The sequence below is a fragment of the Hyphomonas sp. genome, assembly GCF_036964145.1.
GTDB lineage: Bacteria > Pseudomonadota > Alphaproteobacteria > Caulobacterales > Hyphomonadaceae > Hyphomonas.
In genome coordinates this window covers 636,393-648,390 of record NZ_JBALUC010000001.1, presented here as the reverse complement: position 1 = coordinate 648,390, position 11,998 = coordinate 636,393, and the positions used below count along the sequence as shown (strand labels likewise).

Annotated in this window: 14 protein-coding genes; 3 read left to right on the top strand and 11 right to left on the bottom strand. The window is 59.8% G+C overall.

Annotated elements, in window-relative coordinates; genetic code table 11:
* Position 1: 1 nt before the first annotated feature.
* Complete coding sequence (gene recR / locus V7660_RS03205) at positions 2-607, bottom strand: recombination mediator RecR (protein WP_335601681.1); 606 nt, start codon at positions 605-607, stop codon at positions 2-4.
* Between the two features lie 253 nt (positions 608-860).
* On the opposite strand from recR, the gene V7660_RS03200 reads away from it, so the two are divergent.
* From V7660_RS03200 to V7660_RS03190, 3 genes are read left to right on the top strand one after another with little or no spacing between them, the layout of a single operon-like run.
* A complete protein-coding gene (locus V7660_RS03200; RefSeq protein WP_335601680.1) occupies positions 861-2,543 on the top strand; it encodes a hypothetical protein in 1,683 nt (560 codons plus the stop codon).
* Between the two features lie 31 nt (positions 2,544-2,574).
* The gene (locus V7660_RS03195) at positions 2,575-4,071 is read left to right on the top strand and encodes a UbiA family prenyltransferase (RefSeq protein WP_335601679.1); all 1,497 of its coding nucleotides are present in this window, start codon (positions 2,575-2,577) and stop codon (positions 4,069-4,071) included.
* Positions 4,068-4,478 (top strand): GtrA family protein, encoded by a 411-nt coding sequence (locus V7660_RS03190; RefSeq protein WP_335601678.1) that lies wholly within the window; start codon positions 4,068-4,070, stop codon positions 4,476-4,478. Before V7660_RS03195 ends, V7660_RS03190 begins: the two co-directional genes overlap by 4 nt.
* A 67-nt stretch (positions 4,479-4,545) precedes the next feature.
* On the opposite strand, the gene ctrA is transcribed toward V7660_RS03190, so the two are convergent.
* From ctrA to V7660_RS03140, 10 genes are all read right to left on the bottom strand, one after another.
* Positions 4,546-5,259, bottom strand: coding sequence for a response regulator transcription factor CtrA (gene ctrA, locus V7660_RS03185; protein WP_335601677.1), 714 nt, complete (start codon positions 5,257-5,259; stop codon positions 4,546-4,548).
* 135 nt (positions 5,260-5,394) lie between these two features.
* Entirely contained in the window at positions 5,395-6,234 is an 840-nt protein-coding gene (locus V7660_RS03180; RefSeq protein WP_335601676.1) for a nucleotide-binding protein, read from the bottom strand.
* 4 nt (positions 6,235-6,238) lie between these two features.
* Positions 6,239-7,243, bottom strand: a complete 1,005-nt coding sequence (locus V7660_RS03175) for a flagellar biosynthesis protein FlhF-like protein (RefSeq protein ID WP_335601675.1) — start codon at positions 7,241-7,243, stop codon at positions 6,239-6,241.
* 172 nt (positions 7,244-7,415) lie between these two features.
* Positions 7,416-7,682 carry a flagellar motor switch protein FliN gene (gene fliN / locus V7660_RS03170; RefSeq protein WP_335601674.1) on the bottom strand — a complete coding sequence of 89 codons (267 nt, stop codon included), beginning with the start codon at positions 7,680-7,682 and terminating at the stop codon, positions 7,416-7,418.
* On the bottom strand, positions 7,679-8,083 hold the full coding sequence (locus V7660_RS03165) for a hypothetical protein (protein ID WP_335601673.1): 405 nt from the start codon (positions 8,081-8,083) through the stop codon (positions 7,679-7,681). Before V7660_RS03165 ends, fliN begins: the two co-directional genes overlap by 4 nt.
* Positions 8,080-9,009, bottom strand: coding sequence for a FliG C-terminal domain-containing protein (locus V7660_RS03160; protein ID WP_335601672.1), 930 nt, complete (start codon positions 9,007-9,009; stop codon positions 8,080-8,082). Before V7660_RS03160 ends, V7660_RS03165 begins: the two co-directional genes overlap by 4 nt.
* Positions 9,006-9,683 (bottom strand): hypothetical protein, encoded by a 678-nt coding sequence (locus tag V7660_RS03155; protein WP_335601671.1) that lies wholly within the window; start codon positions 9,681-9,683, stop codon positions 9,006-9,008. Before V7660_RS03155 ends, V7660_RS03160 begins: the two co-directional genes overlap by 4 nt.
* 106 nt (positions 9,684-9,789) lie before the next feature.
* Positions 9,790-10,062: a CtrA inhibitor SciP gene (gene sciP, locus V7660_RS03150; protein ID WP_335602043.1), complete on the bottom strand. Its 273-nt coding sequence runs from the start codon at positions 10,060-10,062 to the stop codon at positions 9,790-9,792.
* Between the two features lie 210 nt (positions 10,063-10,272).
* The gene (locus tag V7660_RS03145) at positions 10,273-11,355 is read right to left on the bottom strand and encodes a phosphotransferase (RefSeq protein WP_335601670.1); all 1,083 of its coding nucleotides are present in this window, start codon (positions 11,353-11,355) and stop codon (positions 10,273-10,275) included.
* Positions 11,356-11,994, bottom strand: a complete 639-nt coding sequence (locus V7660_RS03140; protein WP_335601669.1) for a hypothetical protein — start codon at positions 11,992-11,994, stop codon at positions 11,356-11,358.
* Positions 11,995-11,998 lie beyond the last annotated feature (4 nt).

The window sequence follows — 11,998 nt, the reverse complement described above, 5'->3', positions numbered from 1 at the left end:
GCTAGATATCCCGGCGGGACCGGAGCGCGGCGGCGAGCGTGCCATCATCGAGATGGTCGAGTTCGCCGCCCACCGGGACGCCATGCGCAAGCCGCGTGACGCTGACCCCCTTGCCTTCGAGAAGCTCAGCCACGTAATGCGCCGTGGTCTGGCCATCGACCGTGGCGTTCAAGGCGAGGATCACTTCGCGGATGCCGCCAGCCTCGACACGCGCGACAAGGGACGGAATGTTCAGATCGTCCGGTGTGATGCCGTCAATGGCGGACAGAACCCCGCCAAGCACATGATAGCGGCCGCGAAATGCACCGCCTCGCTCCAGTGCCCAGAGATCCGGCACATCCTCCACCACGCAGACAAGCGCATCATCGCGCCCGTCGGCCTGACACACCGCGCAGGGCTGGACCGTGTCGAAATTCCCGCAAACCTTGCACCGCTCGATCTTCTCGCCCGCCTCCGCCAGCGCGTCGGCCAGCGGTTTCAGCAAGGTGTCGCGACGCTTTAACAGGAACAGGGCAACGCGCCGCGCAGACCGGGGCCCGAGGCCCGGCAGGCGCGAGATCAGCTCAATCAGGCGAAGGATTTCAGGACCGGCAGAATTCTGGGACATGGCTTCCAATGCCAGCTATTCGGGCGCGCTGGCAAGCAAGGACATGATAAAGCGCTGGTCTTAATCGTGCGATTTCGAGCTTTGACTAGGCTCCACACCGAATTCGCATCAGCTGCACAAAGATCACAACCCAAAAGACTTAGCCCGGCAGGTACCGAACCGCTTGCTGGATGGAACAACAATTGCTTAGCAATGAAAGTGTTCCAATTCAAATTGCATCCCAGCACAACCAGACGATGTTAAGCAGGACAAAATGACCATCAAATCATTTGTAGACACGTATTCTCTGCCGATTGGGCTCGGTCTGGTCCTTTCAGCGGCATGGACGTTCATAATCGGAAGTCTGTTCATGATCGCAGGCGGATCGCTGGGCCAGCTTTCGAGTGTAGGGATTCTCCTGATTTCAATCGGCGCAGCCATCTGGATCGCCTCCCGCAACCAGGCCGATCGCAGGGACAAATACATCGTGGCTGGCGCTGTGATGGCGGTGCTTCTGTTGTCAGTCCTGACGAGCGGCCTGATTATCGACACGAGTATTGATGGACAATCCTACCATTTTCATGCCGTGGAGTTGCTCGTGTCAGGATGGAACCCCTTTTACGAAGACGTCCCTTCCCTTCCACATACCCCTGACATGCAGCCTGCCATATGGGTCAGTCACTACCCAATGGGATCCTGGCTAGTAAATGCGATAGAACACGCGGCAGGCCTTCCACTCGAGAACAGCAAAGGCGTTAATCTTGTCCTGCTTGCGGGAAGCGGCTTTCTGGCAATCGGAGTTTTGTCGCGCGTCGGGTATGGAATTCTGGCCTCACTCCTCATTGGTAGCATCGCCGCAGCAAATCCCGTGACTTTGGTACAATTATTTACCCGCATGAATGATGGCCTGATGGCTTCGCTCATCGTCAGCCTGGTAATGCTGGCAGTCCTCGCCATCCACATGAAGGATCGCAAGGTCTTGCTCTACACGATTCCGCTAATGATACTTACCCTGAATCTAAAGTTCTCAGCGGTTCCCATAATGGTCGCCTTGTGTGCCTACGTATGTATTGCCGCATGGATCGTGAATGGACGCGATGATGCCATTAAAACCGCCAGCTATCTTGTGGCTGCCGGCGTGGCTGGAATCTGCATTATCGGATTTTCTCCGTATGCCAGCAATATCCTGAATTACGGACACCCTTTTTATCCTCTGATGGGCGCTGAAGACACGCGCGATATCATGCAAGGGAATACGCCTGAGTTCCTCGAAGGCATGAACCATTTGGAAGCGTTCTTGTTTTCGCTTTTTGCGGAAACGCATTCGGGATTCGAGCAGCTTCCATCCTTAAAGCTTCCGTTCATGGTATCCCCTTCGGAGATCCGCACTTCCGGCGGACCGGACGTGCGGATCGCTGGCTTTGGCCCCCTGTTTTCGGCAGGGGTCTTTCTTGCCACGCTCGCTGGGCTTGCTGCTGCCTGGATATTTCGACGTCGGAAATTGGTGATCGTGCCCTTGATCGTAGCCGCCGCCCTCTTTTTTCTGGCGGCGATATTCCCCGAGAGTTGGTGGGCACGATATGTTCCGTATCTCTGGCTGGTACCATTGTGCGTGGCTCTGGCAAGCATTGGGGCTCCTGACCGCGCATTCAAGACGATCGGCTTCGTTATTGTCCTTATCCTGGGACTGAATGCGAGCATGGTTGCGCTGACATCGGTCTACCTGACAGGAAATCGCAGCGTTGAGGCGATGGATCAGATCCACCAGATGCGCGCTGAGGGTGTGGACTACGAAATCGAGTTCGACCTCGCCTTGTCCCGGTCGAAGCTGATGCGCAATGCGGGCTTGAGCATCCAGATTGTGGATGAGCTCACCCGCACAGACTGTGTTTCCACTCAAAAAATAGCTGCCTATGGTCCCGATCGCACCGGCGGCGTGATCTGCGAACTACCCTGAATGGGTCTGCTCCTGAAGGATAACCTGAGCAATGAAAAATCCCCCCCTCACCCCTGACCTCCCTGGGAGTTTTCAGCCCCCAGAGGATTCCGGAAGCGCAGGCGTGCCACTTGTTCTCGATCTGGACCATACTCTGCTCAAGACCGATACACTTCACGAACAGGCACTGGTCTTTCTGAAGCAGTCACCCCTGAATATATTCAAGCTGGTGGCATGGCTCACCAAAGGTCGCGCGGCTCTAAAGCAGAAATTGGGACGGGCGGTTGATCTTGATGCGCAGTATTTGCCGCTGAATTCAGATATTGTTGCCCTTGGTCAATCAGCTAGCAATGCTGGCCGCAAAGTATGCATTGCAACAGCTGCGGATAACACAATCGCACAGAAGGTGGCCGACAATTTAGCCTTCCCCGTGGATGTCATCGGTTCAGACGGGATCATCAATTTGAAAGGCAAGACAAAGGCAAACCGGCTCAAGGAGCTCTTCCCGGATGGTTTTGACTATGCTGGCGACAGTTCCGCTGATCTCCCGGTTTGGAAAGTCGCACGAAACGCCATTGTGGTGAATGCCTCCTCCTCCACCCTGCGCAAAGCGAAGAAAACGGCAACTGTGACAGACGTCCTTCCCCGGTCACCCACCCTCAAACCCCTCGTAAAGGCCATGCGGCCCCACCAATGGCTGAAGAACAGCCTGATCTTCATTCCGGCGATCTTGTCGGGTCAGATCTTCATTCCAGGTATCTGGCCTGGTCTTATCATGACGTTTTTCGCCATGGGGCTGGTCGCATCCGCTACCTATATCATCAACGACACATGGGATGTTGCAGACGATCGGAAGCACTGGTCCAAGCGCAAACGTCCCCTCGCGAGCGGGAATCTCTCGATCGTATCGGGCTTTATCGGCGCCGCAGCCGCTCTGGCAGCCGGCTTTGGCCTGGCGGTTGCCGTCAGCCCGTCTGTGGCATTGGTGCTCGGAGTCTATCTGGTTCTGACTCTGGCATACTCCCTAAGGCTTAAACAGCTGGTCTTCCATGACGCGCTTGTGCTGACCAGCCTGTTCACTCTGAGGCTCGGAATCGGCACCGTGGCATCGGAATCCCAACCCTCTCCGTGGTTATTCGTCTTCTCGATGTTCTTCTTTCTGTCGCTTGCTCTGGCGAAGCGACATACCGAGATCGCTCGTGTCCTGAACAAGGGGGAAACGAAGATCAACGGTCGTGGCTATCGCACCGAAGACCTCCCGCTCGTACTCGCAGCCGGCATGTCAGCTGGCATGGCAGCCGTAGTCATCATGGTGTTGTATATATCCTCAGACGCTTTCCGACTCAGCTTCAAAGGCCAAGTGGAATGGCTGTGGGGTTTCCCTCCGCTGATTTTTATTATCGTGAGCCGGCTCTGGTCTGTTTGCCTGCGGAACGAACTGGACGATGATCCCATCGTATTTTCCGTCAAGGACAGGCAATGCCAGATCGCCGTCGCCATGCTAGGGGTCTGTTTCATCATGGCCTGGTTTGGACTCCCATCGCTATGAGGTATCTTCTGAACGACGAGAAAGTACGTTATATCCTTGCTGGTGGGACGGCAGCGGCGATCAACTGGCTCGCACGATTTCCATTATCAGGCTTTATGTCATTTCCCCTCGCCGTGGCGGTCGCAACGATGATTGGCATGGTGTTTGGCTTCCTCAGCTACAAATACCTCGTCTTTGGCCCGACCCAGCGCAGATTGCTGCTTCAGATCAGGGATTTCATCGGGGTCAATCTGTTTGCCGCCCTGTTTACCATCGGAGTGGCTGTCGCTCTGAAAAACCTACTGCCGTGGCCGGGCGATTGGTCATGGTTCGTTGAACCGGGCGCCCATGCGGCCGGGATTGCAACAGGCGCGGTAGTTAATTATCTGGGCCATCGCCACGTGACCTTCAACAACCGCCAAGGCTGATAAAACAAAACCCCGACCTTTCGGTCGGGGTTCGGGAAGCACTCTTAAAGCTTCAAAACTCTGGGCGTCAGGCCGCCTCTTCGACTTCCGCCGTCTTCGAACTTGGGCGTGGATCACGCAGCACATAGCCGCGGCCCCAGACCGTCTCGATATAGTGATTGCCGTTGGTGGCATTCTGCAGCTTCTTGCGCAGTTTGCAGATGAAGACGTCGATGATCTTCAGTTCCGGCTCGTCCATACCGCCATAGAGGTGGTTCAGGAACATTTCCTTGGTCAGCGTCGTGCCCTTCCGGAGGGAGAGCAGTTCGAACATCTGATATTCCTTGCCGGTCAGGTGAACGCGCTCTTCGTCCACTTCTACCGTTTTGGCGTCCAGATTGACGATGATTTCGCCCGTGCGGATCACGCTCTCGGCATGGCCTTTGGAGCGGCGCACGATGGCGGTGATGCGGGCGATCAGCTCGTCCTTGTTGAACGGCTTGGTGAGATAGTCATCGGCGCCGTAGCCGAGCGTCTTCACTTTCGCTTCGATGTCCGGATTGCCGGAAAGGATCATCACAGGCGTGTTCACACGGCCCATGCGCAGCTGCTTGAGCACTTCGTACCCGGAAATATCAGGCAGAGAGAGGTCGAGCACGATCATGTCGTACTCATACACTTTGCCAAGATCCACGCCCTCTTCGCCGAGGTCGGTGGTGTAGATGTTGAAGCCTGCAGCCTTCAGCATCAACTCGATGGAACGAGCCACCGCACTATCGTCTTCAATCAGCAGGACGCGCATCTCTCGTCTCCCGAATCAATATTACGACCAAGCTAGCCGCATTTCCTGTCAATGTGAATCCTACGGGCTGTTCCTTTAACGAAGGTTAACAAGCCGTACGATCCGCCCCCAAAACTTCTACTTTCTTCACACAGATTAATAGCCAAGATCAGCACCCTGGCGGCTACCAATCAGCATCTGTGAAATGGCGATCGCGTCCTGGATCGGCTGTGCCTGCTGGTCTGTGGAGATCAGCGTCTTCTGGCAGCGGATCGCATCACGCACCTTCGGATCCCGCATCACAGTCCCTGCAAGATGAGGCCGGAAGCCGAGGAATGTCTGACAGGCGCGGGCAATCGCTTCATAGGTGCGCTGCCCTGCGGCCCGGGACTCGGCCTGGTTGATACAGATGACGGGCTCCACGTTTGGCGCATAGCCGCGCAGGACCTTGATGAACGCATACGCATCCGTCATCGAGGTTGGCTCGTCGGTAATCACCATGAGCGCCTTGTCGGCGGCCCGCGCGAGACGCATGCAGTTCGCCTCGATCCCGGCGCCGAGATCGACAACCACCTGATCGTATTGCAGCGCCAAAGCAGACAGGCCCGCGGCGAGGCGGGCAACTTCTTCAGGGGCCAGCTCAGCCAGCGCACCGGAGCCGGATCGGCCCGGCAGCACATCAAAGCCGCCATCTGCCGCGCCGCCATCAACCGGCGTCACGGCATCATCCAGTTCGACCCAACCGGCGATCACCGCGGCGAGATCTGTTTCCGGCGCGATGCCCAACTGGACGTCGACATTGGCCAGGCCAAGGTCGCCATCCACCAGCAGCGTGCGCTTGCCAGCCTGTGCGAATGCGGAGGCCAGCGTGATGGCCATGAAGGTCTTGCCAACACCGCCCTTGCCACTGGCAACGGCAATGATCGAGGCTGGCGCGACGCGCGGAGTCGGGCGTTGGGACGGCCGTTCCTGCGATTTTCGAAGCATGAAGCTCATAAGTCTACGCAGCTCCTTTCAGGGCGATGACATCGCCTGGGGCGTCTTCCATCAACAAGGCAGCCAACCGGGAAGGCGCTGCCGGCACCAGTCCGCCGCCGATGAAAGGCGTAACGGCAAGGTGTGAGAAGGCGATGCCCGCCGAGGACAGGGCGGAGATGGCCCCTCCCCGTCTGCGGGCGATATCGAGTTTTGTGAGAATGGCGCGGCGAATGCCCGCGCGGGCAAAGATGCGGGCTGCATCTGCCTGATCTTCGGGATGGCCTTCGGCCGACATGACGAGCACGGGCTCGGCGCGCACGACCTGGATCAGGTCCTGCAGGCTGTCCATGTCGTCCTGGTCGAATGGATTGATCGAGGGCAGGTCGATGACGCAGCGATGTCCGGCGTCGCGCGCGGCGCGCAGCATGTCGAACAGGGCATCCGGCGTGGTGGCGGTGCGGATCTGACCCCGCTCCTGCTCCAGATAGGCGGCCAGCTGTGCGCCGCCGGCCGTGCCGTCGAGGTCAGCTGCCACCGGCAGGATGGCCGTACGGGCCACAGCCGCGCGGCGGGTCAGCTTGGCCGCGGTTGCAGTGCGGCCATGCCCCGGAGGGCCAATCAGGATGATATCTTTTTCCATACGCGCCGCGATGGGGTCACAGGTCACGATGCGCTCAAGTCCAGCGGCAATCGATTCTTCTGGCGAGTCGCCCGGAATGGCGTTCTGGCCAGCGCCTTCATGCGCCACACGCTCGGCAAAGCGTTTGGGGGCACCATGCCATAGCAGGGCGTCGCGCACACGACTGTAGAGGGGGTTTTCGGATCCGCGGCCATGTCCGGCGCCACGCGCCTCTCGCAGGAACAGCGGCTCGCTTGGAACCACGCCGCCTCCGAGTTTGTCGGTTGCCGCGCGAACTTCCACCCCACCCTCGATCTCCCGTTCGGACAGGATGACGGCGTCAGCTCCCATTTCGGCAAAAATCATCGCTTTGGCGGCCTCGAGGGACTCCGCGGCGAACATCTTCATGCGCATGTCTGCATGTTCCCTTTGTGTTGATCACCCCGCCGATTGCCACCCCAATAGGCCGGCAGGACATGCTTCCGTTGGAGGCAGTTAACACCGTGAAAGGTTAACAACTTCCTTTCTTCCGTTAGGAATTGGGCGGCGTTGCAGGGATTTAATGATATTTGCCTGAAGGTCAGGCAGCGGCGCGATCGTCGACGATTTCCGACAGAGTCACGCCCAATTGGCCATCGGCAATAACCAGCTTGCCCCGCGCCATCAGGCGATCTGACAGATAGATATCGACCGGCTCATCGGTATGGCGCTCCAGCGCCACGATGTCGCCTTCGGCCATCGCCATCAATTCCTCGATCGGCATGCGCATTTCGCCGAGAACCACATCCACCCGGACAGGCACATCCATCAGGCTTTTCTTCAGCGCGGGATTGGCAGAATCAGTCATGGCTTTCCTTCAGGTGCAACACGCTTCAGGGATTGCTGGGCATCGAACAGATCGCCCTGCCCGTCGAGAATGGTGCGGGCTGTAGCCCTTATTAACGCATGGGCCCGGTCACTGAAACCCTCGTCATACGCGCAGGCCTCCAGATGGCCGGTCAGCGCCACCAGATTGGCGAGCGCCTCGTTGAGCGCATTCGTGACGCCTTGCAAGCGTTCGGTCTCCGCGCGGGCCTCTTCCGTCCGCAAGGAGGCGGCGCCCTCGGCCCGGGCTTCGGCCAGCATGTCCAGCAATTCCGGCGTGGTCAGCTTCACCGGCGGGTCGATCTCGACCGGGGCCGGCGCGCTTGCGCTGAAATCGCTGCGGAAGTCGAAAGGTGTCACGGATTTGACGGCGCGATGGTTCATTCGACGAGTTCGTCCTCATCCTGCGGGCGTCCGGCGCGAATGTCTCCGCGCTCGATCAGGGTGCGGGCCAGATCGACCAGTTCCATCCGGGCGGTCTCGATCTCGCTGCGGCGCACCGCGCCGAGCATGTCGATTTCCTCGCGCAGCAATTCGCCGGCGCGTTGCGTCATGTTGCGGAAGAACGCCGCGCGGGTTTCCTCGCGTGCGCCCTTCAGCGCATAGGTCAGGCGCGTCCGGTCCGCGGCCGACAGCAGGGTCTGCAGGCCGCCGGCGTCCAGATGAGTGAGATCATCAAAGGTGAACATCAGCGCGCGGACCCGCTCGCCGGCTCCCGGCACGGCGGATTCGAGCGCAGACAAGAGGCTCTGTTCGGCGCGGCTGTCCATCCGGTCGAAAATGCGGGCGACGCCTTCATGGCCCCCGGTGCGCGCGGCTGGCGCAGCACTTGTCATCCAGGCCGATACGGAGGCTTCAAGCGCAGCGATGGCACTGGCATGGGCAGGCCCGAGATGCAGCAGGCGTTGCATCACATCGACGGCAACAGGTTTCTCAATGGCTTTCAGAAGGCGTGCAGAGGCCTTCCCGTCCAGGCGCGACAGCATCAGGGCAAGCGCTTGTGGGTGTTGTCCCTGTGCCAGTTGCAACAGGTCGCGCGTTTCCAGGTCGGACACTTTTGCCCAGACCGGCGCCTCTGACGCGGCCTGCGCGCCGGTGCGCTCATGCGCCTGTTTGTAGCTCGTCAGCGTGTCTGCTTCATCGCGAAGATCGTCATCGAGCGCGTCCATTGCCGCCGACAAAGCGCGGGCTTCCTGCGGGCTCAGTTCATTCCAGACGGGCGCGGCTTCCGGGCCAAGCGCACGCATCAGGCGAGCGGACTTGGCGAGACCAGTCGCGCCGCTCGGACGGGCAATCGCCAGCGCGCTCATGCGGCGTCTCCCTCTCCGCGCATCCAACTGCGCAGGATCGAGGCTGTGCGGGCCGGGTCCTTTCGGACCAGCGACGCGGCATCCGGGTCTGGCTGGCGAACAGGACGGGGCTTGGGCGCAGAGATGATATCTGCCGTATCGACGCGCGCGGGCTTTCGCTCGGCAGGCGCACCAGCGCCCTTCCCTTCCTGCGCGATCTCAAGCGGGGCGCGAAACCCGACCCAGGCCAGCAGGCCGCAGAGCAGCGCATAGAGACCAAGCTCTGTCCAGCCGGTCGCATCGGGGCGCCCGGCGACGCCGCGGGCAAAATCGGCCTGTTCGATGATCAATTGGTCACCGGCTTCCGGCGATAGCAGGATGGCCGACGTTGCGAGGCGTTGCAGGGTGGGGGCGGTCTCGCTCGCATCGGAGGCCAGCAGGATCAGGACCGACCGGCCAGAGCCGCCAGTGCCCATCACCGACAGGCGTATGTTTCCCTTGCCGGCAACCGGTTCGAGGATGCCCATGAGGGAGGTCTCGACGGCTGAGCCCGGCACCCAGGCCTCAACCGGCTGGGTAAACAGGTCGCTGGCGCGCCAGCTGCCCAGCACGCCTGCGATCACAAGCGCAAACAGCGCGACTGCTCGTGTGGAGAGCATCGCGCTGCCTTGGAATTTCGCAAGCCTGTGGTCCATCAGCAACTCCCGGCGCCGGGTACATTTCCGGCATTCAGGACCATTGATAGGCGCTGGCGTGTAAATTTGTGTTTAACGGAAAGGATTCCGTTAACCGTAAAGCGTCCTAACGGCGATATTGCTGCAGACGGGTGGTCCGCAGACCCTTGGTTCCGTGACGGGAGTAAAGCTTCTCCCAGGTCTCGAATTCCTCATCGCTCAGGCTGTAGCGATCGCAGGCTGCCTTGCGGGTCAGAAGACCGCCGGAAACTGCTGCAACGACTTCAGCCTTGCGACGGGTAACCCAACGGGAAATGTTGGGTGACGGAAGATCCGCCAGGGTCAGCATCTGGCCATCCGGGCCCGGGACGCTGAGGTTACGTGCATTGTGCTGTTCCATGTCCACACCATTCTTGTTGTCGTGACAGGACTGCCCGGCTTCTCCGGGCGCCATGTCGTCCAACATACAGTGTGGGTTTTAAGCCGAGGCATAAGTGACCTCGTCAGTTTCACTCCCCCGGTTAGAAGAATGTTTGTAAAGCTGTACCGGGCCGGGACAATCGCCGGGAATCAGCTGGATTCATTACAGAAAATATAATTTACGACCGGATTACGCCAGCAATGCCAGCGCGTCATTCTCCCGCGCCTGGGCCGCATGACGACGCAGCATGGTGAGGAACATCTCGTCGCCCCGCTCGGTCTGTTTCACCAGCATCGCCGCCCCGAAGGCCACCGACATCCCGTAGAAACTGAACCAGCGATAATGCCGGTAGAGTTCATCGAACGAATAATCGGTGATGCCCTCTTCCGTCAGCCGGGCATGATAGTAGCGAAGCAAGGCCTGTTCATGCCTGGGCCGGTCCTCGCGGGTCAGGCCCGCCCCGATGAAATAGGCAACATCCCCCGCAGGAGCGCCCTTGCCAGCCGTTTGCCAGTCCACGACGGCCAGCGGCTTGGGGGCGGACTCGGCGCCGAACAGCATATTGTCGAGCCGGAAATCATTGTGCGTCAGCGCGTGCGGGCCATCATAGCCCTCGCTCCAGGCTGGCAACGCGGCCGCATAGGCATCACCGACAAGGATGTCGGCAGCCTCCAGCCTTTTACCATACCGCTCCTTGAATCCCTGCCACAGGCCGGACACTGCTTCCGGACCAAGGGCGGGCGGCGGGGCCAATTCACTGCCCTGCAACCAGGCATAATTGTCGAGCGACGGGTCATTCCAGTGCGCCGCATGCAGTACAGCGGCCGCCGACAGCGCCCGCTCGGCTTCGGCCACGCTGCAGCCCTGCAACTGGTCGCCCTGTTCGGACGGCGCCATGTCTTCCATGATCAGGGCGAACCGGTTCGTGTCCGCATCATAGTCGGTGTAGAACGCCGCCGGTGTGATCACACCCGCCACTTTCGGGAAGGTGCGATAGAATTTCACTTCGCGCTCATAATGACCAAGCAGCTTGGCTGTCATCAGGCTTTCAGGGCTGTCGGACGGAAACTTGCCAACCAGCGTCGCCGGCGCATTCGCACCCTTGCGGGCATAATCGAACACGAAACGGACATTCTCGCCGATCTGGCCGGTCCCGATGGATTTCGCGGTGAGGCTGGCGACTTCGGCATCAATACCGATTTCTTCAAATAGCGCATTGAACCATTCCGCTCCGAGTGAGAGCGGGTCCGCGTCGAGGCCTGGTCGGCTCATTCATGTTTCCTCCGGTTTCGTTTCCTCGTCGGCAGTGTTGTCCTGCCGTGTTTTATTTTTTCCCCAGCCGGTGAAGCGCTGCAGCTGCTCCATCCGGTCTTCGGCGTCGCGCAGGCCCTTGTCGAGCGCGGCCATTGTGCGTGCGAAATCTCCGCTGGTTTCCTTGCGCCAGGCACGTTCTGCCTTGGCGATCACATAGCCGATGGCGACGGATTTGAGGCCCACCGGTGCGCCGGAGCGATTGTCGAGCCCGGCCGATACGAGTGCCCAGTCGGCGCTGCGCTTGCGCGCCAGCGGCAGAGTGAGCAAGAGCGAGGGTGTGCGGTCGCGATAGGCCATCAGGGACATGAGGCCGGCGCGATATTCTTCCATCGCCTCGAAGCGCAGCATGATGACATCGAACAGGCGTTCACGCGGGCTTTCGTCGCGCGATACCCCCTCCTCCGACATGGCCTTGTCGAAATAGGGGTCGGCATGTGCGGAAAGGTCATCCTTGCCGGCAAGACCATGAAACTCGGACAGAGGAATGTCGGCAGCGCCTGCAATGTCGGCAAGCGTCAGATCGGCCCAGGGCGTCTCGGCGGCGAGACCCAGGGCGACGAGCAGGCCTTTATCAAGTATGCCTGCCTGCGTCGTCATCTGG